Source organism: Streptomyces sp. NPDC015171 (assembly GCF_043079545.1).
Classification (GTDB): domain Bacteria; phylum Actinomycetota; class Actinomycetes; order Streptomycetales; family Streptomycetaceae; genus Streptomyces.
Genome location: NZ_JBIBUO010000012.1, coordinates 228896 through 254187, shown reverse-complemented (window position 1 = coordinate 254187; position 25292 = coordinate 228896). Strand labels below are relative to the sequence as shown.

Genomic DNA, 25292 nt, shown 5'->3' with positions numbered 1-25292 from the left:
GGGTATCGGCCGCGTGCGGGAGCGCCGACCACGGCCGGTAACCTGGCCTGGTGACAGGCTCGGAGGAATCACCGTCGTTCCGGCTCGCGTACGTTCCCGGAGTGACGCCCGCCAAATGGGTGAAGATCTGGAACGAGCGTCTGCCGGACATCCCGCTCACCCTCGTCCAGGTCCCGGCCGCCGAGGCGCCCGAGGTGCTGCGCGCGGGCGAGGCGGACGCGGGCATCGTCCGGCTGCCGGTCGACCGTACGTTCTTCAGCGCGATCCCGCTGTACACCGAGGCCTCGGTGGTCATCGTCCCCAAGGACCACCTGATCACGGCCGCGGACGAGGTGACCTTGGCCGATCTCGCCGAAGAGGTGCTCGTCCATCCCCTGGACGACGTCTTCGACTGGGACGCCCCGCCGGGCGAACCGGCCTTCGAGCGGCCCGCCACGACGGCGGACGCGATCGAACTGGTGGCGGCGAACATCGGCCTCCTGGTCGTCCCGCAGTCGCTGGCCCGGCTGCACCACCGCCGGGACCTCACCTACCGCCCGGTCGTCGACGCGCCGCAGTCGAGCGTCGCCCTGTCCTGGCCGGAGGAGGCCACCACCGACCTGGTGGAGGACTTCATCGGCATCGTCCGCGGACGCACGGTCAACAGCACACGAGGCCGTACGGCGGCGAAGCCGGAGGCCACGCCCTCGGGGAAGGCATCCGCCAAGTCGTCGGGGAAGACGGCGGGGAAGACTGCCGGGAAGCCGTCCGCGAACTCCGCGGGCCGCACGGGACGCGCCCGCACCGGCGGGGGCAAGCCGGCGGACAAGCGGGGCAAGCCGCGCCGCCGGTCCTGACCCGCCGCCGGTCGTGACACGCCGTTGCGCATGACCCGGGCCGCTACGACCCCTGCCGCGCCGGCTCCTCCTCCCGTGGCTCCGGCTCCGGGGCGACCACGCGTTCCCGCAGGTCGGCGACGGCCAGGACCAGCGCGAGCAGGATGATGCCGACGGAGCCGAGCAGGGCCAGCTGGAGGGCCGTGCGCGGGCTGCCGTGATTGGCGAGATGGGCGAAGTACACCGAGCCGACGGCCGCGATTCCGGCCGCCGAGCCGATGCGCTGAGCGGTCTGGAGCACTCCGCTGGCCGCCCCGGCCCGCTGCACCGGGACGAGGGAGAGCGCCAGTGTCGTGTTCGGCGAGACGATCAGGCCCGAGCCGACGCCGGCGACGAGCAGCGGGAGCGCGGCGGCCCACCCCAGGGCCGGACCCGGCACCCACTGGACGATCACGACGACGCCGAACAGCCCCGCCGCCACCCCGCACAGCCCGGTGATCACCAGCCGGCGCCCGTGGCGCACGACCAGCCGCCCGCTGGCGGTCGCCATCGCCGCCGAGCCGACCGCGAAGGGCATCGAGGCCACGCCCGCAGCGAGCGGGCTGTAGCCCATGTTGTTCTGGAGGAACAGGGTGTAGACGAAGAACAGGGTGGTGAAGCCCCCGAAGTAGACCAGGCTCAGCAGGGTCCCCAGCGAGTAGGAGCGCAGGGTGAACAGCCGCAGGTCGACCAGCGGGGCACGGCCCCGCTGTGCCTGGCGCCGCTCCCACACCCAGAAGGCGGCCAGCAGCAGGGCGGCGAGCGGCAGCAGCGCCCACTTCCGCCGCCCCGGCCACTGCTGCTCCTGCACGAACGGCAGCATGATGGCGAGCACGCTCGCCCCCAGCAGGAGGACGCCCGGCAGATCCAGTCCCTCGCGCCGGTCCGCCGACACCGGGTGCCGGGGGAAGAGCCGCAGCGCCGCGAGGAACGCGACCACGCCGATCGGCACATTGACGTAGAACACCCAGCGCCAGCCGTCGTCGCTGCCCGCGGCGTGCAGCAGCAGGCCGCCGGTGAGCGGGCCGACCGCCGTGGACGTCGCGATGACGCTGGCCATCATGCCGAACGCCCGGGCCCGCTCCTCGCCCTCGAACATCTGCTGGATCAGCCCCGAGGTCTGCGGTGCGACCAGGCCCCCTGCCGCCCCCTGGAACAGCCGGAACAGCACCAGCCACGCCCCGTTCGGGGCCAGCCCGCACGCGGCCGAGGCGACCGTGAACAGGGCGAGCCCGAGCAGGAAGACCTCACGGCGTCCGCGTACGTCGCCGAGCCGGCCGGCCGGTACCAGCGCGAGCCCGAAGGTGAGGGCGTAGCCGGACACCACCCACGACAGCTGGGCGTCGTCGGCGTGCAGCCCGCGCTCCATCGAGGGCAGGGCCACGTTCACGATGGAGGTGTCAAGAAGCGTCATGAAGCCCGCGGTCAGTGACACCGCGAGCGCCCTCCACCGCCGGTCGTCGGGGGCCGGACGGGCCAGGTCTGTGATCATGTGATCACGCTAAGCAGCCGCGGGCCGACTCGCCCGTAAGGACGCCGCGCGCGTCGGCCGCGCTTTTCCGCCGCGCGCCATCGTCACGCGCCGGTCAGCCAGGCGTACGCCGAGCGTGCCGAGAACTCCGGCTGGCCGCCCCGCAGGAGCAGGGACGCGGTCGCGAACCCGGGGCAGTCGGCCTGCTCCGCCACGTACGGGACCGCGATGCAGCGCATGCCGGCCGCGTGGGCGGCGGCCGCGCCGGGCGCCGCGTCCTCCAGGACCACGCAGTCGGCCGGGGCCGCGCCGAGCCGGCGGGCCGCTTCGAGGAAGACGTCGGGGGCGGGCTTGCTGCGGGGGACCTCGTCGGCCGAGACCACCGTGTGCAGGAAGGTGCCGAGGCCGGTGCCCGTCAGGATCGCCTCGATGGCTTCCGGGGAGGAGCCCGAGGCCACCGCCATCGGCACGTTCGCGGCGGCCAGCAGCTCCACGAACGCGCGCATCTCCGGGTACGCGCGCGTGCTGGTGCGGGCAAGCTCCAGATAGCGGCGGTTCACCGCGGCCAGCAGCTCCGCCGCCGGGACGCGCAGGCCATAGCGTTCCCGCCAGCTCGTCACCGTCTCCTGGGTGCTGATGCCGACATAGTGCTCGTGGTCCGCCCAGGAGAAGCCGGGCACGCCGTGCTCGGCCAGGATCTCCCGGCTCGCCTCGTAGTAGTTCGGCTCGCTGTCCACCAGCGTTCCGTCGAGATCGAAGATGACCGAGAGGGCGCCGAGATCACTCATGGCGTCCAGGATGCCAAGCGTCAGGCGCGGGCCGCCCGGCCGACCGACTCCACCAGCGGAAGCAGCCGGTACGGGACACGCTCGCGCAGCGCCACCTCGGTGCGGGTGCGCACCACGCCGGGGAGGCTGATCAGCTTCTGGATCACGTCCTCCAGGTGCGCGTTGTCCCGGCCCACCACCCGGGCGAGCAGATCCCCGCCCCCGGTGATCGAGAAGGCCTCCACGATCTCCGGCACGGCGGCCAGCGCGTCCCCCACGTCGTCCAGATGGCCCTGGGTCACCTCGATGTGCACGAAGGCCAGCACCGGGTGCCCGAGCGCGGCGGGGGACAGGGAGGGTCCCGTGCCGGTGATCACGCCGTCCCGGTCCATCCGGTCGAGCCGGGCCTGGAGCGTGCCGCGGGCCACGCCGAGGATGCGGGCGTACTCGCGCACGCTGGTGCGCGGCTGCTCCAGGAGCAGCCGCAGGATGCGGGTGTCGAGTTCGTCCACGGCCATGACGTACGACTGTACCAATGGCTCAGGTCGCCCCGGGCCGGACGTACCGCCCGACCTGGTGCGTTGGTATTCCGGCGCACTCGCGTGACCGACAGGTGCCGGGCCAATGGCCCAGTGATTCGGCCATCACTTGAGCCAGTGACCTCAGTGATGCTCTCATGGGCGTGTCGATGGCGCTGCGGATCCCCGCGGCGCCTTTTCTGTGCCGGGGTTCCCAGGGGAGGACAGCAGTGCTGAAGAGGGTGTTCGTGGCGCCGGACCCGGGCCGGGTGCGCTTGCGCTTCGCGGCGCGGGCCGTCCTCGGCATAGGTCTCGCGGTCGCGGTCTGCGGACTCGCCGGACACTCCCTCGCCGGTGCGGTCACCGGCGGCCTCGCCGCGCTGCTCGCTCTGTTCACGGTCGCCGACGCGACCGTGCGCGGGCAGGCCGTCACCACCGCGCTGCTGCCCGTCGTGGGCGTGCCCGTGCTCGCGGCGGCGGCCGAACTGCACGATGTGCCCGTCGCCCGCGATCTCGCCTTCCTGGCCGTCGTCGGCGCCGGCGTGTACGCCCGCCGGTGGGGCCCCCGCGGGCACAGCCTCGGCGTGTTCGCCTTCATGACCTTCTTCGTGGCCCAGTTCCTGCACGCCACCCCGGCCCGGCTGCCCGAGCTGTACACCGCCGTCCTGCTGTCCGTGCTCAGCGCGGCCGTCGTGCGGTTCGGGCTGTGGTGCTACGAGCGCCGGCTGCCCCCGGCCGCCGTTCCCGCTCCGGCCGCCGGGAGCGGACTGGCCCGGGTGACCACCCGGCAGGCCGTCCAGGCGACGGCGGGCGCCGGATTCGCGCTCGTCGTGGGCCAGCTGGTGTCCGGGCAACGCTGGTACTGGGCCGTCGGCGCCACCTGGTGGATCTTCGTCAACACCGCCTCGCGCGGCGAGACGCTGGTCCGCGGCTTCCGCCGGGTCCTCGGCACGGTGATCGGCATCTGCCTGGGCTTCCTCGTCGCCGTCCCGGTGCACGGGGCACCGCTCCCGACGGCCGTCCTCGTCGCGGTCGCCGTCTTCGGCATCTTCTACACGGCCGCCCTCTCCTACACCTGGATGATGCTCTGGGTGACCCTGCTCGCCGAACTCCTCTACGGCCTGCTCGGCGTCCTCACCCCGGGGCTGCTGGCGCTGCGGCTCGCCGAGACCGGTGTCGGCGCGGCCGGCGCCGCCCTCGCCGTCGCGCTCCTGCTGCCGGTCACCACACACGCCACCACCGATGCCTGGATCCAGCGGGCCCTGCGGTGCGTGCACGCCTGCACGGCCGAGGCCGCGGCCCGGCTGGCCGGCTCCGCCACGGCCGACCCCGCACCGCGCGTGGCCGAGCTGGAGCAGCTGCTCGGCCGGGTGCGGCTCTCGCTGGCCCCGCTGGTGCACCCGCTGAACCCGATGCCGGCGCGCAAGGCGCGGGCCCGCCGGGTCCTCGCGCTGCTGGACGACTGCGCCCGCGAGATCCGGGGGCTCGTGGCGATCGCCGCCGACCCGGAGGCCTCCCACGACGCACGCCTCGCCGCCGCCTGCTGGCGGGTGGAGACCGCCGTCGAGGCCCTCACCGCGGGCCGCGCCGAACCCCTCCACCACCCCGCCGAACCGCCCGCCGAACCCGCCCTGGCCCATCTGCACGGAGTGGAGCGCGCCCTCGCCGATCTCGCGGAACCACTGCGGGCCCCGTCCGGCTCCCGCTTGGTCGGGGCCTGAGGGGCGCGGCGGGTCACTGCTTCGGCGGGGCCTGAGGGGCGCGGCGGGTCACTGGATCGGCGGGGCCTGAGGGGCGCGGCGGGTCACCGGTCGGTCGGGGCCTGACGGGTACGGCGGTCCGTCCGGTCCGGGCCTGGGGAGGGTACGGCGGTCCGTCCGGTCCGGGCCTGGGGAGGGTACGGCGGTCCGTCCGGTCCGGGCCTGGGGGGCGCGGCGGGTCACTGGATCGGCGGGGCCTGAGGGGCGCGGCGGGTCACCGGTCGGTCGGGGCCTGACGGGTACGGCGGTCCGACCGGTCCGGGCCTGGGGAGGGTACGGCGGTTCGGCCGGTCCGGGCCTGGGGAGGGTACGGCGGTCTGGCCGGTCGGGGCCTGGGGGGCGCGGCGGGTCACTGGATCGGCGGGGCCTGAGGGGCGCGGCGGGTCACCGGTCGGTCGGGGCCTGAGGGGTACGGCGGTCCGACCGGTCCGGGCCTGACGGGTACGGCGGTCCGACCGGTCCGGGCCTGGGGAGGGTACGGCGGTCCGTCCGGTCCGGGCCTGGGGGTACGGCGGTTCGGCCGGCCGGGGCCTGGGAGGTGTGCCGGGCTCCCGGCCGGGCAGGGGGCTGGGCGGCGCGCTGCCCGTCCGGGACCCGGCAGTCCGCTGAAAGAACTCCCTTGCCACTCCGGTCCCTTGGTCTAGACCGCGGTGGGTCGGCTGCTACCGTCGGCCCCGGAACCGGCTCGACCGGGCCTCGACCGAGAGGGGACAGCGGTGGCACAGGGCGGCAGCACGGGCAGGCGCCGGGCGTTCATCGGAACTTTCACGGCGGCGGGCGGTCCCGGAGTGGTGACCGCGGAGGTCGCCCGGGACAGCGGGGCCCTCACCCTGGTGTCCGCCGTGAACCACGTACCCGACCCCTCCTACCTCGCCCTGTCACCGGACGGGCGCACCCTCTACGCGGTCAGCGAGACGGCCGACGGAGCCGTCGCCGCCTACCGCGTCAGCGGGGACCGGCCGACCCCCCTCGGCGCACCGGTACCGGTCGACGGCAGCGGCCCCACCCACCTCAGCCTGCACGCCGGGCACGTACTGACCGCCAACTACGGCAGCGGCAGTGTCTCCGCCGTACCCCTGCGCCCCGACGGAACCCTCGCGGGGCAGCCTTCCGGCCGGCTGCAGCACACCGGCTCCGGCCCGCACGACCGGCGCCAGCGCGGCCCGCACGCCCACCAGGTGCAGCCCGATCCCAGCGGCCGGTGGGCCGTCAGCGTCGACCTCGGCACGGACTCCGTCCGGGTGTGCACCCTCGCCGACGGCGCTCCCGCCATGCACCGCGAGTTCGCCCTGCGCCCCGGCTCCGGCCCGCGCCACCTGGCCTTCCACCCGGACGGCGAGCGCGCCTACGTGGTCAACGAACTGACCCCCACGGTCACGGTGTGCCGCTGGGACGCCGCCGGCGGCTCGCTGAAGCCGCTGACCGAGGTCGCCCTGCTGCGGGACGCACCGGCCGGCGACGCCTACCCCTCCGGGATCGTCGTCTCACCCGACGGCCGCTTCGTGTGGACCGCGACCCGCGGCGCGGACGTCCTGTCGGTGCTGGCGGTCGAGGGGGACGGCCTCCGGCTCGTCGGCACGGTCCCCTGCGGCGGGCACTGGCCGCGCGCGCTGGCCGAGCACGCCGGGTTCCTCTACGCCGCCAACGAGCGCTCCGGCACGGTGACCTGGTTCGCCGTGGACCCGGCGACGGGCATCCCCCGCTACGACGGCTCCGTGCGGGTCACCGCGGCCTCCTGCGTCGTCTTCGGCTGAGCGGGCCCGGCGCCCGGCCCCCGGCCCGGCCGACGCCGAGAGGCTCTTGCCCACGCGAAGGGCCCGCCCCGGGACGGGAGCGGGCCCTGTGTCGTGCGGATGCCTTGTGCGATGTGCGTCAGTGCGCCGGAGCGCCCTGCGGCTGCTGCGGGGCGATGCCCAGCGCCGTCGTGTACTTGGCGAGCGCGAGCTTGCCGATCGCCGGGTACGCGCCGAGCGCCTCGGCCATGGCGCAGCCCGCCTCCTCGGCGGCGGCGGCCAGCAGCCCCGGGTCGATCTCCGGGCCGACCAGGTACGGCGCGAGCGCCAGCTGCTGCGAACCGGAGGAGCGCAGCTGTTCGGCCACGGAGGAGATGGAACCCTCCTGGTCCAGGGCCGCCGCCATCACCGGCACGGCCAGGCGCGCGGCGAGCAGCATGCCGGTGATCCCGGCCGCCTGCACGGCCTCCTCGCCGCCCACGGACGCCAGGATGATGCCGTCGGCGGCGGTGGCCACGGTGAAGAGCCGGGCGCGGTCGGCGCGCGCGAGGCCCGCCTCCGAAAGCCGCACGTGCAGCGCCTCGGCGAGCAGCGGGTGCGGGCCGAGCACGTCGGTCAGCTCGGCGGCGACCCGGCTGTCCATCACGGACTGGCGGATCTGCCGCAGCAGCGCGCCGTCAGGACCGGCCAGCAGCGGTACGACGACGGCGACCGGGCCGTCGGGCTCCTTGATTCCCTCGACCCCGGCGGCGACGGCCTGCTCGAAGCGGGCGGTGCGCTCGTCGGCGGCGCGCGCGAGCACGGAGCGGAGCGTGGGGAACTCGGCGTCGTCCCCGTCCAGGTACCCGATCCGGGCGTCCAGGCCGGGCAGCTCGGAGCGGGCGATGCTCACGACCTCCTCGGCAAGGCTGCGCGTGGCGGCGCTGGGCACACCGGGCACCGCGAGAACAAGCGCGGGGGCGCCCTCGGGAGCCACCAGCGGTTCCGGGCGGCGGTGCCGTCCGGGCTGGCGGGGTCGCGGCATTCGTACGGGCAGGCCGGACGCGGGTCCAGTGGGGGAGCTCATGGCGCCGCATGTTACTGGCTTACCGGGTTCCTCCGTTCGGGGAGGGTGCAGGTGAGCGGTATCCGTCCGGTTTTGTCTGATGAGTTACGCACCTGCTGACACATGTGTCCGGCACATGCCCGGGGCATGAGTCCATCCGCGCACGTATCCGCTGGTCCGGGGCCCTCAGTCGCCTCCGGAGCGGATCACGTACAGCAGCGTCGGCTCCCGCGGCAGGGTGAGCCGGCCCGCCGCGAGGTCCGTCGCGATCCGCACCGAGCCGTGCAGCGGATCGCCCTCGGCGGGCAGCTGCCGGGCCTGCGGCAGTCTGCGCGCCAGCTCCTCGCGCAGGGGGACGAGGAGCGGGTCGCCCAGCTTCAGCAGGCCGCCGGTGAGCGCCACTTCGGGGGCGCCGTCCGCCGGGCACACGGCCCCCGCGGAGTCGGCCATGTGCCCGGCCGCCGTGCGCAGGATGCCCGCGGCGACCGGATCGTGTGCGGCGAGGCCGGCCACCCGCGGCGCGAAGGAGGCCAGTACGGCGGCCCGGTCGCTCCGCGGGTACAGCAGGCCGGGCAGGTCCCGCACCGGGCCGAACTGCTCCTCGGCGCCGGCCAGCAGCGCCGGTGAACCGCCGTCCCGGCCGTCGTGGGCGCGCAGCGCCGCCTCCAGACCGGCCCGGCCGATCCAGGCCCCGCTGCCGCAGTCGCCCAGCAGATGCCCCCAGCCGTCGGCCCGCCGCCAGCTCCGCAGGTCCGTGCCGAGGGCGATCAGCCCGGTGCCCGCGGCGAGGACAGCGCCCGGACGCGGGCCGAGCGCGCCGACGTAGGCGGTGACGGCGTCGGCGGCGAGCGCCACCGTCCGCACCCCTAGCTCCCGCGCCAGCGCGCCGGGCAGTTCGGCGCGCAGGCCGTCGCCGAGCGAGGCGAACCCGGCGGCGCCGACGACGGCAGTGCCCAGCTCGCCGAGGCCCGCCTGGCCGGCCAGGGCACGCGCCACCGGCACGAGCTGTTCCATCAGATGGGCCGGATCGATGCCCCGCGCACCCGTGCGGACCGGTTCCCGGATCTCCCGCTGGGCCGCGGGCTCCCGGTCCGGGACACCGACGGCGACCCGGAGGCCGGAACCGCCCGAGTCCACGGCGAGGTAGCCCGCCGCTGTCACGGCAGACGCCAGTCCACCGGCTGGCCGCCCTGCTGCATCAGCAGATCGTTGGCCCGGCTGAACGGGCGCGAGCCGAAGAATCCGCGGTCGGCCGACATCGGGGACGGGTGAGCCGATTCCACCGCGGGCAGGCTGCCCAGCAGCGGACGCAGGTTGCGGGCGTCACGGCCCCACAGGATGGACACCAGCGGCTTGCCGCGCGCCGACAGGGCGCGGATCGCCTGCTCGGTGACCTCCTCCCAGCCCTTGCCGCGGTGCGCGGCCGGACTGCGCGGCGCCGTGGTGAGCGCCCTGTTGAGCAGCAGCACACCCTGCTGTGTCCACGGCGTGAGGTCCCCGGTGGACGGCTGGGGCAGACCGAGGTCGCTGTTCAGCTCGCGGAAGATGTTGATCAGGCTGGGCGGCAGCGGGCGCACCTCCGGAGCCACGGAGAACGACAGGCCCACCGCGTGCCCCGGGGTCGGATACGGGTCCTGACCGACGATCAGGACCCTCACCTCGTCGAAGGGTTGCTGGAAGGCCCGTAGGACGTTCGGTCCGGCCGGCAGGTACGTGCGTCCCGCGGCGATCTCGGCGCGCAGGAAGTCGCCCATCTCGGCGATCCGTCCGGCCACGGGTTCCAGGGCCTTGGCCCAGCCGGGTTCGACGATCTCATGCAAGGGTCGTGGTGCCACGGGCGTCACCCTACTGCCGTACACCGGTCGACGATCAACCGATGGCCGGGGCACGACCGGGAGCGCCGGCCTCTCCGGCACGCCGGTCGGCTGTCCGGCACCCGGCCGGGCGTCCGGCATCCGGCATCCGGCCGGGCGTCCGGCATCTGGTCGGGTGCCCGGCCGGTCCGTGTGCGCGGTCAGCCGACCACCGCCGCCCGTACGCACAGCACGTCGGGCAGATGCGCGGCCAGCTGCTGCCAGCTGTCGCCGTCGTCCGCCGAGGCGAACAGCTCGCCGTTGCGGTTGCCGAAGTACACCCCGGCGGGGTCGGAGTCGTCCGTGCACAGGGCGTCCCGCAGGACCGTGCCGTAGTGGGCCTCCGTCGGCAGTCCGTCGGACAACGGCTCCCAGGTGCCGCCCGCGTCCGCGGTGCGGAAGACCCGGCAGCGGTGCCCGGCCGGCACCCGGTCCGCGTCGGCGTTGATCGGGAAGAGGTACGCCGTGCCGGTCCGGCGCGGATGCGTGGCCGCGGCGAAGCCGAACGTCGACGGCAGGCCCGCGCCGATGTCCGTCCAGTGGCCGCCCCCGTCGTCGCTGCGGTACACCCCCCAGTGGTTCTGCAGATACAGCCGGTCCGGGTCGCCCGCGTCCCTGGCGACCTTGTGCACGCACTGGCCGAACTCCGGGTTCGGATCCGGCAGGAACACCGCGGACACACCGGAGTTGGACGGGGACCAGCTCTCGCCGCCGTCCGACGTGCGGAAGACCCCGGCCGTGGAGACGGCCACGGTCACGGACCTCGGGTCGCGTGCGTCGGTGAGCACCGTGTGCAGGCCCTCGCCGCCACCGCCCGGCACCCACCGGGAGCGGGTCGGGTGCTCCCACAGCGGCCGGACCAGCTCGAAGCTCTCGCCGCGGTCCGCCGAGCGGTACAGCGCGGCCGGTTCCGTGCCCGCGTACACCACGTCCCGCTCGGCGGCGGCCGGGTGCAGCTGCCAGACGCGCTCCAGGGAGGCGCCGGTGTCCTTGGGGAACTTCACCGCGGGCTCGGCCGGTTCGGTCCAGGTGCGGCCCAGGTCGTCGGAGTGGAACACCGAGGGGCCCCAGTGCGCGCTGTCGCCGCCGGCCAGCAGCCGGGGCCGGTCCCCGCGGGTGTCGATCGCGACCGAGTAGACGGCTTGCGCGTTGAAATACGGACTTTGGTCGAACTCCCAGGGGCCGCCGCCCCTCCGCCTCCCGATGAACAGGCCCTTGCGGGTGCCCACCGCCAGCAGTACCTCGGCCATGCCGATCACCTCCGGGACGCCGTTGTCCAGGCAGTCGTCGTAATCGTCGTCAGATATCGGCCAGTCTGCACCCCGCCACTGACACTCTGTCCCGGAGTGCGCGTCCGTGCAGGTCAGAGCCTGTGTCGCCGGCCTTCGCGGCGGATCGGCCCGGCCCGTTCCCGGATGCGCCTGCGCGAGAGGGGTGTCTCGTGCGACCGTCGGGGTGACGGCTCGTCGTGAGCAACGGAGCGATCTCCCGCGTATGGGAGGGCGGTCCGGCCGGTCGGTGCGCTCGTGAGGAGGATGCCTTTGAAGGCGTTCCGTGGTCCGAAGGTGTGGCTGTGGCGCTGGCGGCGCAACCCGCTCAAACGCCGGGCCGACGTGCTGGAGGCCTGGGTCGTGCTCGGTGCCTGTCTGCTGGCCGTCCTGGCCGGAGCGCTGGGCGGCCTCGCCGCGGCCCGCTCGGTCGAGCACGGACTCGCCCGGGAGCGGGCCACCTGGCTTCCCGCCGTGGCCCGGGTCGTCGGAAAGGTGCCGGGGCCGACCCCCGGGCGCAGCGGGCATGTCTCGTCCGGTGAACGGGTCTGGGCCAAGGTCCGCTGGACGGTGGCCGACGGCTCCGCCCACACCGGCCAGATCCGGGTGGAGCCCGGCAGCAAGCCCGGTACGCCGGTCACCGTCTGGACCGACCCGAGGGGTCACCTCGTCTCCCGCCCCATCACCGCCTCCGAGGCCGACTTCCGGGCCACCCTGATCGGCCTCCTGGTAGGCGTGAGCGCGGCGGCCGTCCCGTTCGTCGGCGGGCTGGCCGTCCGGAGCCGCCTGGAACGCCGCCGCATGGAAGCCTGGGACACGGAATGGGCCCGCCTCGGCCCCCAGTGGGGGCGGATGGTCTGAGCCCCGCGCCGGGGCGACGGCCGGGCCGGGCCCCGGCCCTGTCCTGCTGTCTGTCCTGCTCCCTGCCGTCGGAGCGGGACCGCCGGGCCTGCGGCGGCGAACCGTCAACGTGAGACGCCGTCAACGCCAGACGCCGTCAACGTTCCTGTCGCCCGCCGCCCGCACACACACCGGAGCCGGCTGCGCGCGCCCGCACATCTGCCCGCGCACACACCGCGGCCCGTACACACCGCAACCCGTACACACAGCCACCCGCGCCCGCACCCCCGCCGTCACCCGAACCCGAAGCCCTGTCCGCGGCATTCAGTGGTCACCGCGCCCGAGCCCCGGCTTCCGCCTCGGCCACCGCGCCCTCCCCACCTGGGCCGCCGGCAGATCGGCCGGAATTCGCCACCCCGCGCCTGCCGCCCGATGCAGGCCCCTTGACGCCACTCGACGGGCGTGTCGCCACCGCCCCTACCCGCTCACGCCCCCTCCTCCGTCCCGGCCAGCCGTCCCCGCCCCGGTCCGCATCGCCCCCAGGCCCCGGCAAGGCCCCGACGCCGGTCGCCGGCCGTCAACGACCCGGCCTCCTCCTCCGCGTCACCACACCTTGCCCTCGCCCTCACCGCCGCCTACAGCCCCACCAGCACCTCCCGACACATCCGCAGCAGTTCCTCGTCGTCCGGGATGTCGCGGCTGCCGTACGCGCTCTCGCGGGATGTGTGCCGGCGGGGGCGGGCCAGTTCGGCGGTGAGCAGGTCGCGCAGGGGCGCGGCGGCCGGGCCCATCGCGGTCAGGCAGCGGACGACCGGGACGCGGGTGCGCGGCTCCGCCGCCCAGGCGGCCCGCAGCACGGGGCGGACCGGCTCCGGATCCCCGGTGACCCGCCACAACGCGCACGCGCCCGGTATCCGCTCCGGCACCGGACCTGACCTGATGAGCCTGCGCAGCTCGGGCAGTGCTGCGCGCGCGGCCGGGCCCAGCCGGCCGAGCTGCCGGGCGGCGCCACGGCGGGCCGCAGGGTCGGGGTGGGTCAACTCGCCCAGCAGGACGGGCAGTACGGCGGAGGCGTCCCCGTCCGCCGACCACAGCACGCCTGCCGCCGTGGCCGCGTGCCGGGTGTGCAGCAGGGTGCGCGCGAGCGGTGCCGCCTGCGCGGCGGCGCCCAGCTCCGCCAGCATGTCGATCACCTGTCCGGCGACGGCGTCCCGCGCCCCCAGGCCGTCGGGAGCGCCCGAGAGCAGCCGGAGCAGCTCGGGGACGGCGTCCGTGTCGCCGATGGCTCTGAGCGCCGTCAGCAGGGGGGCGGCGAGCCGGCCCGCGGCGGGCGAGGCGAGGGGGATCCGGGCGAGCCGGTGGCGCAGCGCGGGGGCGAGCGGGGCCGCGGCCCGGCCGAGGTGGGCGAGCTCCCAGCCGAGCCCGACGGGTGCCGCGGGCCCGGCCAGCAGATGGGCCAGGGCCGGGAGCGCGCGGGGATCGCCGCTGCGGGCCAGCGCCTTGAGCGGTCCGCCCAGCGTGGGCGGGCAGCGCTCCCAGCGGTGCGTCCACAGGTCGGTCCGGGCGGTGACCAGCGCGTGCAGATCGTCCGCCGCGGGCGCCGCCAGGGCGAACAGCTCCGCCAGGACCGAGACCGCCCCGTCCCGCAACCGGTCCTGGTCGGTGCTCAGTTGGGCGCCGAGCAGCCGTACGGGTTCGTCGTACGTGCCGCGCCAGCCGCGGAACAGCCCCGCCGACATCCACACCGCGTTGCACCGGTCCACCGGGTCCGGACTGGTCAACTGCCCGATGAGCAGGGCGATACGGTCGTCCACCCGGTCGCCGAGCGCGCCGTGCAGGGTGCGCAGCAGCACGGCGCCCTGCTCGTCGGAGGGACGCAGGCGTCGGATCCGGCGCACCAGGGTGTCCGAGCCGGAGTGCTCCTGGCTCCGGACGCGCTGCGCGGACCGCTGCTGCAGCAGCCGGACCGCCGTCGGCACCAGGTCGGCGGGGAGTCTGCCGGGCGCGCGGAGCGCGAGCTGGCCGAGCGCCGCGAGCCGCAGCCCCGGCGCGTAGGGCGGCGCGCTCTGTTCCGCGAGGAGGTCCGTCGCGCCCGCCGCGTGCCCGGGGTACCGGTGCGCGAAGAGGCCGAGTGCCACCGTCAGGGAGAGCAGCACGCAGTCGTCCCGCTCGGCTCGCAACCGCCGCCGCAGCAGCTCCAGGACGCGCGGGGGATCGTCGAGGAAGCGCACCAGGGCCTCGGCCGCCGGCCGGCGCACGGCGGGGTCCGGGTCCCCGGCGAGCGCGGTGAACACCTCGGCACCCGCCCGCACCGCCTCCCGTGCCCGCCGGTCCCGCTCCGCGCCCTCCGCGCTCTCCCCGCCGATGCTGACCAGGAGTTCCACGACGCAGCCCCGATCCGGGACCTCCTCGCGGGCCAGGAGCGCGAACAGGAAGGGGACGCAGGCCAGCGTCGAGTCGTACACCCGTCCCTTGTGGTGCACCGCGCCGTACATCCCGTCGAGCGCGGTCGCTTGCTCGGCCGGGTCGGCGGACGCCAGCGCCCGTAACCATCCGGGCACGTCCTCGGCGCTGCCGTGCGCGTGCCGCAGCGAGGCCCAGTCGACCTCGTCGATCCCCGTGAACACGTTGTCCTCCCCAGACGAGTGCCACCTGATCGCGAGTGTGCACCACGGGACTGACAACGGTCCGGAACGGGATGCTGACTGTGTGCGATCCGTCGGCGGTCACCGGCCACGGGGCGCCGGTGACCGCACGCGCGCGTGGAGGGGTCAGTTCCGGCCGGGCAGGGCGCGCTCCAGGATGCCGTCGAGATCCGTTCCCGCGGGCAGGGTGCCGAACGCGTGGCCCCAGTCGCCGCCCAGTCGCGACGCGCAGAAGGCGTCCGCCACCGGGTGGGGGGCGTACCGCACGAGCAGGGAGGCCTGCAGCGCGAGCGCCATCCGCTCGACCAGCCGGCGGGCGCCCACCTGATCAGTTTCGGCCAATTGGTCCTTGAGTGCGGCCACGGCCGTGTCGAGGCGGGCGTCCGCCCCGCGCGCGAGGGCGAGTTCGGCGAACAGGGCCTGTGCGGTGTCCTGTTCACGGCCGAGGGCGCGCAGCACGTCGAGCGCGTTGACGTTCCCGGAGCCCTCCCAGATCGACAGCAGCGGCGCCTCCCGGTAGTGCCGGGGCATGCCGGAGTCCTCGACGTACCCGTTGCCGCCCAGGCATTCCAGGGCCTCGGCGGTGAAGGCCGGGCCCCGCTTGGTGACCCAGTACTTGCCGACGGCGGTGGCGATGCGCCGGAAGGCCCGCTCCCCGGCGTCCCCGCGCACCGCGCGGTCCGCCGCGCCGGCCAGCCGCAGCGTGAGCGTCGTCGCCGCCTCCGACTCCAGCGCGAGATCGGCCAGGACGTTGCGCATCAGCGGCTGGTCGATCAGCCGGGCGCCGAACGCGCTGCGGTACCCGGCGTGGTGCCCCGCCTCCACCAGCGTCTTGCGCATCAGGGCCGCCGAGGACATCACGCAGTCCAGCCGGGTGCAGTTGACCATCTCGATGATGGTCTTCACGCCCCGCCCCTCCGGCCCGACGAGCCAGGCCACCGTCTGGTCGAACTCCGGTTCCGAGGAGGCGTTGGACCGGTTGCCCAGCTTGTCCTTCAGCCGCTGGATGCGGAACGTGTTGCGGCTGCCGTCCGGCAGGACGCGCGGCACCAGGAAGCACGACAGCCCGCCCGGCGCCTGCGCGAGCACGAGGAAGACGTCGCACATCGGCGCCGACGTGAACCACTTGTGCCCCCGCAGGGTGTACACGCCCGCCTCGCCGGTGGGGGTGGCCGCGGTGGTGTTCGTACGGACGTCGGAGCCGCCCTGCTTCTCGGTCATGCCCATCCCGGCGAGCAGCCCCGGCTTCTCGGTGGGGACGCGCAGCTCGGGGTCGTACTCCCGGCTGGTGAGCAGCGGCTCGTACACCTTGGCGAGATCCGGCTGTGCGCGCAGGGCGGGTACGGCGGCGTAGGTCATCGACGTGGGGCAGCCGTGCCCCGCCTCCGTGTGCCCCCACACCAGTCCGCCCGCGGTGCGGGCCACGTGCGCGCCCGCCCGGTCGTCGGCCCACGGGGTGCCGGCCAGGCCCTCGGCGACCGCCGTCCGCATCAGATGGTGCCAGCTGGGGTGGAAGTCGACCTCGTCGACGCGGTTGCCGTACCGGTCGTGGGTGCGCAGCACCGGCTCGTGCCGGTTCGCCTGCTCGCCCCACTCCTGGGCCTCCGTGCTGCCGGCGTGCGCCCCGAGGCGCCGGATGTCGTCCTCGGCCCAACCGGCGCCCTCCCGGCGCAGCCCCTCCAGCAGGGCCGGGTCCACGGAGGCGTCGTACGGGGCGAGCGGCGGGGCCTGGTTGGTGACGTCGTGCGTGGCGTACCCCTGCCAGGACTGCTGCGACTGCGACGACTGCTGCGACTGCGCGGGAATCGAGACCATACGAGCATGTTGCACTCCTCCTGCGGCTGTAGCAATGATGCAACAAGAAGACGCACGTACAGTACGGGTCCATGCCCATGAACGCCCCAGCCGAGCCGGATGCCGCCGGCCTGCGACCGCTGTCCGCCCGGTCGGTCGTGCTGAGCCTGCTCCTCGGCGCGCATCCGCCGGAGCTGCCGGTGAAGGACCTGGTCCGGCTCGTCGAGCCGTTCGGGGTCGGCGGCTCCACCCTGCGGGCCGCGCTCAGCCGGATGGTGTCCGCCGGGGACCTCCGGCGCACGGACGCCGTCTACCGGCTGAGCGACCGGCTGCTGGCCCGGCAGCGCCGCCAGGACGACGCCGTGCGTCCCCGCACGCGCGCGTGGGACGGCGACTGGGAGATGGTGGTGATCACGGCCACCGGCCGCGGCCCCGCCGAACGCGCCGACCTGCGCACCCGGCTGACCGCCCTGCGCCTGGCCGAACTCCGCGAGGGCGTATGGCTGCGCCCGGCCAACCTCGACCGCCCGCTGCCCGCCGGGCTGGGCCGGGTGGCCCTCACGTACACCGCCCGCCCCGACGAGCCCGCGCGCGAACTGGCCGCCCGGCTCTGGCCGTCGGCCGGCTGGGCGGACACCGCCCGCGCCCTGATCGCCCACGCGTCCGGCACCGGCCGCCCGGCCGACCGGCTCACCGCGTACGCGGCGGCCGTCCGCCATCTCCTCACCGACCCGGTCCTGCCGTCCGAACTGCTGCCCCCCGACTGGCCGGGAGAAGCGCTGCGGACGGCTTACGCCGGTTATCGGCGGGAACTGGCGGCGGAGCTGGGCGTATCCCAAGGGAGTCCCGTCCGCCGAATGAGCCCTTCATAAAGATCAACGCCCCTGGCCGACACGCCCGTTGGAAAGACTTTGCTTGTCTTATAAGTCGCGTCATGTCAGAGTTGCGTCATCGCGACGAATGACTGGGGGATACAGCGATACACGGGGGACGGGGGAAAGAAGTCCCTTCTGCGTAGCGTGCGCTGAATGTTGCGCACCGACCGGCGAGCCCGATGGGCACCACCTGCTCCGGCGTTGACCCCGCCGAGCGTGCCCAGTTCTACGGTTTGGATTCTGGTGATAGCGGAAGAAGTGTACGACCTTGTGCTGGACGACGTGTTCATCCAGCTCCATCAACTGGTTCCGGGAAGCTCTGTCTTCCTCAAGATCGAGGGCCTCAATCCAGCGGGATCGGTGAAGCTCAAGACCGCGGTGGCCCTTGTCGAAGAAGCCGAGGCGTCCGGATTCCGCTTTCCGCGGACCCGGCTCATCGAATCGACCTCGGGAAACCTGGGAGTCGCCCTGGCGATGGTCTGTGCCGCCAAGGGCTACTCCCTCACCTGTGTCACCGACCCCAACGCCAACGCGCAGACGGTCCGCCTCATGGAGGCCCTCGGCGCCGAGGTCGTGACGGTGGCCGTCCGGGACGGCAACGGCGGATATCTGCAGTCCCGCATCGACTACATCGAGGACCGGCTCCGCCGGGAGCCCGACCTGCACTGGCTCAACCAGTACGCCAATCCCGCCGGCCCGCGGGCCCACCGGCAGCGGACCGGGCGGTCCCTCTTCGAGGCGCTCGGCCGGGTGGACTACGTGTTCGTCGGCGCCGGCACCACGGGGACGCTGATGGGGTGTGCGGAGTTCTTCCGCCGCCACAGCCCCGGGACCCGGATCATCGCCGTCGACAGCGTGGGGTCGGTGACATTCGGGGGACCGGCCGCCCGCCGGCACATTCCGGGACTCGGGACCAGCAGGCGCCCTGAAATAGTCACCGAGAGCCTGGTCGACGAAGTGGTGCTGGTATCCGAGACGGAGGCCGTCGACATGTGCCGCGCCCTCGCCAGGGAACGCGGGCTGCTGCTCGGCGGTTCGACGGGAACGGTACTGAGCGCGGTCCAGAGCACGGCCAAGAAGATTCCGGACGGCAGCGTCGTCGCGGCGATCTCGCCGGACTTCGGCGACCGCTATCTGGACTCCGTCTACGACGATTCATGGGTGGCCGAGCGCTGGCCCGGACACCTCTGAAAGGCCATCACGGCGGAAACAAAGCCCGGGCGGTGTCCCGGGCACGGGGGAAAACAAAAGTGTTCAACTTTGAAATAGTCGCCGGCGGCACCGTGCGCAATGTGCTGCAGAACCGGCGTCGCGAAGTCCTGGACCTGGTGAGCCGCACCTACCGCATTCACGAGGCCGGCCGGACCGTCAATCCCGACAGCTACTTCCTGCGCTTCCCGGAGAAGCCGGATTCCCGCATCATCGCGCTGCCCGCCTTCCTCGGCCCCGAAGAAGGCGTGGCCGGCATCAAATGGATCGCGAGCTTCCCGAAGAACACGCGGCGGGGCATGCCCCGCGCCTCCGCGGTGCTCGTCCTCAACGACTACGCGACGGGCTACCCCGTGGCCTGCCTGGAAGCCGCCGCCATCAGCTCCGCCCGCACCGCCGCGTCGGCGGCCGTGGCGGCCGGCGCCCTGCGCCCCGAGGGACACCAGGGGAAGACCATCGCGGTCGTGGGGGCCGGGGTCATCGCCCGCAACATCTGCGACTACCTGCACGCCGCGGGCTGCGTCCCGGAGCGCTACCTCGTCCACGACCTGCACGAACCCTCCGGCCAGGCCCTGACCGACCACCTGCGCGCCACCCAGCCCGCGCCGGTCGCCTTCACCACGGATCTCGCCGAGGCCCTCGCGGCCGACACCGTCGTGTTCGCGACCACCGCCCTCAAGCCGTACGTCACCACCCCGTTCAGGCCCGGCCAGCTCGTGCTGCACATCTCGCTGCGCGACCTGGCCGCCGAAGTGGTGCTGCGCGCACAGAACATCGTGGACGACGTCGACCACTGCCTGAAGGCCGACACGTCCCCGCACCTCGCCGAACAGGCCTGCGGCTCCCGCGACTTCGTCACCGGAACGCTCGCCGGCGTCCTGAACGGCGAGGTGACGCCGGACGGCGAACACCCGGTGATCTTCTCGCCGTTCGGCCTCGGCGTACTGGACCTCGCGGTCGGCGCCTTCGTCCTCGAAGAGGCCCGCCGCGACGGCACGGCCATCGAGATCCCCGACTTCTTCGGGGAGACGAGCCGATGGTGACCCCGATACGACCCTCCGTGGCGATCATCGGCATGGGCTCCCGGGGCCTCGGACTCCTGGAACGCCTGGTCGCCCACCTCCTCACCCGGCCCACGCCGGTGACCGTGCACCTCGTCGACCCGCAGCCCCCCGGCCCCGGCTTCCACCGCGCCGACCAGCCCGACCACCTGCTGCTCAACACCGTCTGCTCCCAGCTGACGGCCTTCGCCGACGAGCGGATGGTCGAGGGCCCCGCACCCCTGTCCGGCCCCTCGCTCGCCGAGTGGTGCCGGCAGCGCGACCTGCGCCTCGCCGACGACGGCCACACCGTGCGCGCCGGCGAGGGCCGCCCCGTCCGTCCGAACGACTTCCTGCCCCGCAGGCTCCTCAGCGAGTACCTCGCCTGGGCCGCGGACGAGATCGTCGCCGCCGCACCCGACTGCCTGACGATCGTCCGGCACCGCTGCGAGGCACTCGACGTACGGCCGCGCCCCGGCGGCACGGAGGCGGTGGAACTCTCCGACGGCACCCTGCTCGACGCCGACGCCGTGTTCGTCACCGTCGGCCACCACTCCCTGTACCGCCCGGCCGCACCGGCCGCCGAACCGCGGCTGGTCACCCGCCCGTACCCGCTGCCCGAGGTGCTCGACGGCATCGCGCCCGGCGAGCGCGTGGCCGTGCTCGGCATGGGCCTCACCGCCATGGACGTCATCGCGAGCCTGACCCTCGGCCGCGGCGGCCGGCACGAACCGCACCCCTCGGGACAGCGGTACGTGCCCAGCGGGCGGGAGCCCGCGATCGTCCTGGCCAACCGCTCGGGCCTGCCCTCGCGCAGCCGCCCGTACCTCGCCCCGGACCGGGTGCGATGCGCACCGCTCGCCCTCACGGCGGACGGGATCGCCCGCCTGCGCCTGCGGCGTGCCGACGGCCGCCTGCGCTTCGCCGAGGACGTACTGCCGCTGGTCGAGGCCGAGATGGAGCTGGCCTACTACCGCACCCTGCGGTCCCACGAGTGCGGCGACGCGGCGACAGCGGGCCGCGAGTTCGCCGACCGCCGCGCGCACGGCGGGTACGAGGCGCTGCTGCGGGAGTGCCGCGCCCGCTGGGGGCCGAGCCCGCTGAGCGGCGTCCTCGCCCCGGCCGCGACCGGCCGGCAGTGGGCGGACCACGCCGCGTACACCCGCTGGTTCACCGACGAGGTGGCGGCGGACCTGGTGGAGGCCCGGGCCGGACTCGGCAGCAGCCCCCTCAAGGAGGCACTGGAGGTCCTGCGGGACCACCGGGACGTGCTGCGGACGGCCGTCGACGCGCCCGGCCTCGACGACGCGTCCCTGGCCGGGTTCTTCGGTACGTTCAGCGCCACCGTCAACCGGCTGGTGATCGGACCGCAGCTGGACCGCTCGGCCGAACTGCTGGCCCTCGTCGACGCGGGCGTCGTGCGACTCGGCCCCGGCCCGCTGGCCAAGGTCATCGCCCCCGCGGGGCAGGGCCCCTGGATCCTCGAATCCACCGCCCTGCTGCGACCCGCCTCCGTCGAGGTCGACCACGTGGTGCACGCGCACGTCCGCGAGCCCGCCCCCGACCGGGTGCCCGGCTCGCTCCTGGGCACGCTCGCCGGCGCCGGCCGGGTCCGCACCCTCGGCGCCCGCGGCGGCCCCGCGCACGGCCTGGACGTCACCCGCGAGGGCCGGGGCGTCGGCCGCGCCGGCGACACCCAGCCGCGGCTGTTCTTCCTGGGCCCGCACACCGAAGGCTCCAGCTACTACAACCACTACGTCCCCTCTCCGGGCATGCCGTCCCGCGCACTGATGGACGCGGAACTCGCCCTGAGCGCCTGTCTGCCGTCAGTGATCAGGAGGAAGCGATGACCAACAGCGAGAAGTTCACGCCGTGGACGACGCAGTACCGGGCCGAGACACGGGCCGCGCAGGGCGACGGCTGGCGCGGTCCGGTGACGGGAGCCGTGCCGCCGCCCATCAGCCTCGCCGCCACCTTCGCCAGGGGCGCCGACTACCAGCTGCCCGGCTCGCTCGCCTACCTGCGGGACCAGGGCAGCCCCGGCTACGAGCAGGTCGAGAACGTGGTCGCCGGCCTGGAGGGCGGCGCCGAGGCCCTGGTGTTCTCCTCCGGCATGGCCGCGGCCACCGCGGTGTTCCAGGTGCTGCCCGGCGGCTCCCGGGTCGTCGTGCCCAGGACCATGTACTTCGGACTGACCAGGTGGCTGACGGAGTTCGGGCCGCAGCGCGGCCTCGAGGTCGTCCAGGTGCCCATGGACGACCTGGACGCCGTGGCCGCCGCCGTCAGCGCCGCTCCCACCGCCCTGGTCTGGGTGGAGAGCCCGGCCAACCCCACCTGGACGGTCACCGATGTGGCGGCCGTCGGCGAGATCGCCCGCCGGGCCGGTGCGCTGCTCGGTGTCGACAACACCGTGCCCACCCCGGTGCACAGCCGGCCTTTCGAGCTCGGTGCCGACCTGATCATGCACTCGGGCACCAAGTACCTCAACGGACACACGGATGTCGTCGCCGGCTTCCTCGTACTGGCTCCGGAGCGCACCGAGGCCCGCGAGCGGGTCTGGGAGCGGCTCCAGCTCCACCGCAGGCTCACCGGTCCGATCCTCGGCCCGCTGGAGACCTACCTGCTGACCCGCGGCATACGCACGCTGTTCCCGCGCATGCGGCAGATATCGGCCACCGCCCTCGCCCTCGCCGAGCACTTCGCCGAGCACCCGCTGGTGAGCCGCGTCGCCTATCCGGGCCTGCCGACGGACCCGGGACACGAGGTCGCCGCCCGCCAGATGACCGGCGGATTCAGCGGCATGCTCTCCCTCCATGTCACCGGGCACTGGCAGCGCTCGCTCCGCGTGGCCCAGAACTGTCAACTCTTCATCCGCGCCACTTCGTTGGGCGGCGTGGAAAGTCTGATCGAACACCGCTATACCTTCGAGGGGCCGGGCAGTACCGCACCGAAGGACATGGTCCGTCTCTCCATCGGCCTGGAAAACCCGGCCGATCTCGCCGCCGACCTGGAACAGGCCCTGGAAAGGGCCGCGAAGGAAGACCGTTGAGCCCTGAGTCCCCCGACACCGACACCACCGCGGACGCGGCGCGCTCCAGCGCGCCGTCCTCCGCTCCCGGCCGCTCCGCACCGGAGCGGCCCGGGGCCCCGGAACCGGCCGGTGAGCCGGGGCCGGGGCCCCGCCCCCGGCTGCTGCGCGACGCGTCGCTCTCCGCCGTACTGGCGGGCTTCGTGGCCGTCGTCGTGTCCTACTCGGGGCCGCTGGTCATCGTGCTCTCCGCGGCCTCGGCCGGGCACCTGGACACCGGGCAGACCAGTTCCTGGGTGTGGGCCATCTCCATCGGCAGCGGCCTGACCTGCATCGGGCTCAGCCTGCGCACCCGGATGCCGGTCATCACCGCGTGGTCGACACCGGGCGCGGCGCTCCTGGTCACCAGCCTCGGCTCGTACTCCTACGCGGAGGCCGTCGGCGCGTTCCTGATCACCGGCGCCGTCATCACACTGGTCGGGCTGACCGGGGTGTTCGGGTGGCTGATCCGCCAGGTGCCCGCCGCGGTGGTCTCGGCCATGCTGGCGGGGATCCTCTTCAGCTTCGGCACCCATGTCTTCACCTCGCTGAAGACGGCGCCGGTCATCGCCGGTTCCGTGCTGCTCGCCTACCTCCTGGCCAAGCGGCTGCTGCCCCGGTACGCGGTGCTGATCGCGCTGGCCGTCGGGGTCGCCGCCAGCGCGGCCGCCTCGAGGCTGCACGTCCACGTGGACAAGATCGAACTGGCCCGGCCGGTGCTCACCGCGCCGGAGTTCTCCGTCGCCTCGCTCATCGGCATCGCCGTGCCGATGATCCTGGCCACCCTCGCCTCGCAGAACGCCCCCGGGATGGCGGTGCTCTCCGCCTCCGGCTACCGGCCCGAGGACCGTCTGCTCATCGGCACCACGGGCCTGGCGTCCACCGCGCTCGCCCCCTTCGGGTCGCACGCGATCAACCTGGCCGCGATCACCGCCGCGATCTGCACCGGTCCGGAGGCGCACCCCGATCCGCGGCGGCGCTATGTCGCCGGTGTCTCGTGCGGCGCCTTCTACCTGCTGATCGGAGCCTTCGGGTCCACACTGGTGGCCTTCTTCGCCGGGCTGCCCAAGGAGCTCGTCGCCGCCATCGCCGGTGTCGCCCTGTTCGGGGCGCTCGCCGGCGGCCTGACCGGCGCGGTCAAGGAGGAGAAGGACCGCGAGGCCGCGCTGATCACGTTCCTGGCCACCGCGTCCGGCGTCACCCTGTTCGGCATCGGCTCCGCCTTCTGGGGCCTGGTCTTCGGGGTCGCCGCCCATCTCGTCCTGTCCGGGAAGTGGCGCGGGAGGACGGCCGCCGTCTGAGCACGGCTGCCCGTGGCGCACCCCGCCCGGCCGGGGCCGAGCGGGGTGCCGGACGTCGATGGGCGCCCGCCCCCTTGCCGGGCCGGTGCCAGACCGCCCGGCACCGGGGGCGCCGGCTCAGACCATGCGGTGGTACTGGTCCGGCACCCGGATCTCCGCGTCCAGCTCCCGGGCCGCGTGCCGGGCCCAGGACGGGTTGCGCAGCAGCTCGCGGCCGAGCAGGACCACGTCGGCCTCGCCGTTCGCCAGGATCTTCTCGGCCTGCCCGGCCTGGGTGATCAGGCCCACGGCGCCGACCGGCAGCGGGGTCTCGGCCTTCACCCGGGCGGCGAACGGGACCTGGTAGCCGGGACCGGCCGGGATGCTGGCGCGGGCGGCGTTGCCGCCGGTGGAGACGTCGAGCAGGTCGACGCCGTGGGCGTGCAGATCGCGGGCGAAAAGGACCGTGTCGTCCGGGGTCCAGCCGGCGTCCTCGAGCCAGTCGGTCGCGGAGATGCGGAAGAACACCGGCTTGTCCGCGGGCCACACCTCCCGTACGGCGTCCACGACCTCCAGGGCGAACCGGGTGCGGTTCTCGTACGAGCCGCCGTAGGCGTCGGTGCGGTGGTTGGAGTACGGGGACAGGAACTCGTTGATCAGATAGCCGTGGGCTCCGTGGACCTCCACGACCTCGAAGCCGGCGGCACGTGCCCGGAGCGCGGCGGCCTTGAACTGGTCCACGATCTCGGCGATCTGCCCGACCGTCAGCTCGGTGGGGACGGGGTGGCGCTCGTCGAACGGCACCGGGCTCGGGGCGAGCGGCTGCCAGCCGTGGGCGTCCGCGCCGACCGGTGCTCCGCCCCTCCACGGCTGGTCGGTCGAGGACTTGCGCCCGCCGTGGGCGAGCTGGATCCCGGGCACGGTGCCCTGGCCGGCCAGGAAGCGGGTGATCCGGCGGAAGGACTCCACCTGGGTGTCGTTCCACAGCCCCAGGTCGTAGGGGGTGATCCGGCCCTCGGGCGAGACCGCGGTGGCCTCCACCAGGATCAGGCCGGTACCGCCGGTGGCCCGCGCCGCGTAGTGCGCGAAGTGCCAGTCGTGCGGGGCGCCGGCGAGCGGGCCCTCCGGCTCGGCCGAGTACTGGCACATCGGTGCCATCCACACCCGGTTCGGGATGGTCACTTCACGCAAAGAGAGGGGCTCGAAGAGCGCGCTCACGACGGACTCCATTCGTCACGGACCGCTGACCGGCTCGTACGATACCCCTCGTACT

At 74.2% G+C, this 25292-nt stretch carries 20 protein-coding genes; 10 read left to right on the top strand and 10 right to left on the bottom strand.

What is annotated here, in order from left to right:
- Window positions 1-50 precede the first annotated feature (50 nt).
- Window positions 51-836: a LysR family substrate-binding domain-containing protein gene (locus ACF073_RS29575; protein ID WP_392074455.1), complete on the top strand. Its 786-nt coding sequence runs from the start codon at window positions 51-53 to the stop codon at window positions 834-836.
- 43 nt (window positions 837-879) lie between these two features.
- Here the strand turns inward: ACF073_RS29575 and ACF073_RS29570 are convergent, their stop codons facing one another.
- From ACF073_RS29570 to ACF073_RS29560, 3 genes are all read right to left on the bottom strand, one after another.
- The gene (locus ACF073_RS29570; protein WP_392074454.1) at window positions 880-2346 is read right to left on the bottom strand and encodes an MFS transporter; all 1467 of its coding nucleotides are present in this window, start codon (window positions 2344-2346) and stop codon (window positions 880-882) included.
- Between the two features lie 83 nt (window positions 2347-2429).
- Entirely contained in the window at window positions 2430-3113 is a 684-nt protein-coding gene (locus tag ACF073_RS29565) for an HAD family hydrolase (RefSeq protein ID WP_392074453.1), read from the bottom strand.
- 20 nt (window positions 3114-3133) lie between these two features.
- Window positions 3134-3610 (bottom strand): Lrp/AsnC family transcriptional regulator, encoded by a 477-nt coding sequence (locus ACF073_RS29560; protein ID WP_392074452.1) that lies wholly within the window; start codon window positions 3608-3610, stop codon window positions 3134-3136.
- A 230-nt stretch (window positions 3611-3840) separates the two neighbouring features.
- Between ACF073_RS29560 and ACF073_RS29555 the strand changes: the two genes are divergently transcribed.
- Together ACF073_RS29555 and ACF073_RS29550 are read left to right on the top strand one after the other, a co-directional pair.
- The gene (locus ACF073_RS29555) at window positions 3841-5331 is read left to right on the top strand and encodes an FUSC family protein (RefSeq protein ID WP_392074451.1); all 1491 of its coding nucleotides are present in this window, start codon (window positions 3841-3843) and stop codon (window positions 5329-5331) included.
- 755 nt (window positions 5332-6086) lie between these two features.
- The gene (locus ACF073_RS29550) at window positions 6087-7124 is read left to right on the top strand and encodes a lactonase family protein (protein WP_392074450.1); all 1038 of its coding nucleotides are present in this window, start codon (window positions 6087-6089) and stop codon (window positions 7122-7124) included.
- Window positions 7125-7242: 118 nt separating this feature from the next.
- Here the strand turns inward: ACF073_RS29550 and ACF073_RS29545 are convergent, their stop codons facing one another.
- From ACF073_RS29545 to ACF073_RS29530, 4 genes are all read right to left on the bottom strand, one after another.
- On the bottom strand, window positions 7243-8169 hold the full coding sequence (locus ACF073_RS29545) for a sirohydrochlorin chelatase (protein ID WP_392074449.1): 927 nt from the start codon (window positions 8167-8169) through the stop codon (window positions 7243-7245).
- Between the two features lie 165 nt (window positions 8170-8334).
- A complete protein-coding gene (locus ACF073_RS29540) occupies window positions 8335-9309 on the bottom strand; it encodes an N-acetylglucosamine kinase (protein ID WP_392074448.1) in 975 nt (324 codons plus the stop codon).
- Window positions 9306-9983 (bottom strand): uracil-DNA glycosylase, encoded by a 678-nt coding sequence (locus tag ACF073_RS29535; RefSeq protein ID WP_392074447.1) that lies wholly within the window; start codon window positions 9981-9983, stop codon window positions 9306-9308. Before ACF073_RS29535 ends, ACF073_RS29540 begins: the two co-directional genes overlap by 4 nt.
- A 179-nt stretch (window positions 9984-10162) precedes the next feature.
- A complete protein-coding gene (locus tag ACF073_RS29530) occupies window positions 10163-11251 on the bottom strand; it encodes a WD40/YVTN/BNR-like repeat-containing protein (RefSeq protein ID WP_392074446.1) in 1089 nt (362 codons plus the stop codon).
- Window positions 11252-11536: 285 nt separating this feature from the next.
- On the opposite strand from ACF073_RS29530, the gene ACF073_RS29525 reads away from it, so the two are divergent.
- Window positions 11537-12130, top strand: coding sequence for a hypothetical protein (locus ACF073_RS29525; RefSeq protein ID WP_392074445.1), 594 nt, complete (start codon window positions 11537-11539; stop codon window positions 12128-12130).
- 614 nt (window positions 12131-12744) lie between these two features.
- Here ACF073_RS29525 and ACF073_RS29520 read toward each other — a convergent pair.
- Window positions 12745-14736 (bottom strand): HEAT repeat domain-containing protein, encoded by a 1992-nt coding sequence (locus ACF073_RS29520; protein ID WP_392074444.1) that lies wholly within the window; start codon window positions 14734-14736, stop codon window positions 12745-12747.
- A gap of 144 nt (window positions 14737-14880) precedes the next feature.
- Window positions 14881-16569: a DNA alkylation response protein gene (locus ACF073_RS29515; protein ID WP_392074443.1), complete on the bottom strand. Its 1689-nt coding sequence runs from the start codon at window positions 16567-16569 to the stop codon at window positions 14881-14883.
- A gap of 71 nt (window positions 16570-16640) precedes the next feature.
- Between ACF073_RS29515 and ACF073_RS29510 the strand changes: the two genes are divergently transcribed.
- The 6 genes from ACF073_RS29510 to ACF073_RS29485 all read left to right on the top strand — a co-directional run bounded on the left by ACF073_RS29510 (window position 16641) and on the right by ACF073_RS29485 (window position 24040).
- Window positions 16641-17420 carry a PaaX family transcriptional regulator C-terminal domain-containing protein gene (locus ACF073_RS29510; protein WP_392074442.1) on the top strand — a complete coding sequence of 260 codons (780 nt, stop codon included), beginning with the start codon at window positions 16641-16643 and terminating at the stop codon, window positions 17418-17420.
- A gap of 246 nt (window positions 17421-17666) precedes the next feature.
- On the top strand, window positions 17667-18614 hold the full coding sequence (gene sbnA, locus ACF073_RS29505; protein WP_392074441.1) for a 2,3-diaminopropionate biosynthesis protein SbnA: 948 nt from the start codon (window positions 17667-17669) through the stop codon (window positions 18612-18614).
- Between the two features lie 59 nt (window positions 18615-18673).
- The gene (sbnB, locus tag ACF073_RS29500; RefSeq protein WP_392074440.1) at window positions 18674-19675 is read left to right on the top strand and encodes a 2,3-diaminopropionate biosynthesis protein SbnB; all 1002 of its coding nucleotides are present in this window, start codon (window positions 18674-18676) and stop codon (window positions 19673-19675) included.
- On the top strand, window positions 19669-21522 hold the full coding sequence (locus tag ACF073_RS29495) for an FAD/NAD(P)-binding protein (RefSeq protein WP_392074439.1): 1854 nt from the start codon (window positions 19669-19671) through the stop codon (window positions 21520-21522). Before sbnB ends, ACF073_RS29495 begins: the two co-directional genes overlap by 7 nt.
- On the top strand, window positions 21519-22721 hold the full coding sequence (locus ACF073_RS29490; protein ID WP_392074438.1) for a trans-sulfuration enzyme family protein: 1203 nt from the start codon (window positions 21519-21521) through the stop codon (window positions 22719-22721). Before ACF073_RS29495 ends, ACF073_RS29490 begins: the two co-directional genes overlap by 4 nt.
- The gene (locus ACF073_RS29485) at window positions 22718-24040 is read left to right on the top strand and encodes a benzoate/H(+) symporter BenE family transporter (RefSeq protein WP_392074437.1); all 1323 of its coding nucleotides are present in this window, start codon (window positions 22718-22720) and stop codon (window positions 24038-24040) included. The genes ACF073_RS29490 and ACF073_RS29485 overlap by 4 nt, the downstream gene beginning before the upstream one ends.
- A 117-nt stretch (window positions 24041-24157) precedes the next feature.
- Here ACF073_RS29485 and ACF073_RS29480 read toward each other — a convergent pair whose 3' ends face one another.
- On the bottom strand, window positions 24158-25237 hold the full coding sequence (locus ACF073_RS29480) for an NADH:flavin oxidoreductase/NADH oxidase (RefSeq protein ID WP_392074436.1): 1080 nt from the start codon (window positions 25235-25237) through the stop codon (window positions 24158-24160).
- Window positions 25238-25292 lie beyond the last annotated feature (55 nt).

What these genes read in the sequence shown, in the direction of transcription:
- ACF073_RS29495 (WP_392074439.1), top strand. Translation starts at nt 19,669, where the DNA reads ATGGTGACCCCGATACGACCCTCCGTGGCGATCATCGGCATGGGCTCC.
- ACF073_RS29560 (WP_392074452.1), bottom strand. Translation starts at nt 3,610, where the DNA reads ATGGCCGTGGACGAACTCGACACCCGCATCCTGCGGCTGCTCCTGGAG.
- ACF073_RS29530 (WP_392074446.1), bottom strand. Translation starts at nt 11,251, where the DNA reads ATGGCCGAGGTACTGCTGGCGGTGGGCACCCGCAAGGGCCTGTTCATC.
- ACF073_RS29545 (WP_392074449.1), bottom strand. Translation starts at nt 8,169, where the DNA reads ATGAGCTCCCCCACTGGACCCGCGTCCGGCCTGCCCGTACGAATGCCG.
- ACF073_RS29565 (WP_392074453.1), bottom strand. Translation starts at nt 3,113, where the DNA reads ATGAGTGATCTCGGCGCCCTCTCGGTCATCTTCGATCTCGACGGAACG.
- ACF073_RS29510 (WP_392074442.1), top strand. Translation starts at nt 16,641, where the DNA reads ATGCCCATGAACGCCCCAGCCGAGCCGGATGCCGCCGGCCTGCGACCG.
- ACF073_RS29515 (WP_392074443.1), bottom strand. Translation starts at nt 16,569, where the DNA reads ATGGTCTCGATTCCCGCGCAGTCGCAGCAGTCGTCGCAGTCGCAGCAG.
- ACF073_RS29570 (WP_392074454.1), bottom strand. Translation starts at nt 2,346, where the DNA reads ATGATCACAGACCTGGCCCGTCCGGCCCCCGACGACCGGCGGTGGAGG.
- ACF073_RS29490 (WP_392074438.1), top strand. Translation starts at nt 21,519, where the DNA reads ATGACCAACAGCGAGAAGTTCACGCCGTGGACGACGCAGTACCGGGCC.
- ACF073_RS29525 (WP_392074445.1), top strand. Translation starts at nt 11,537, where the DNA reads ATGCCTTTGAAGGCGTTCCGTGGTCCGAAGGTGTGGCTGTGGCGCTGG.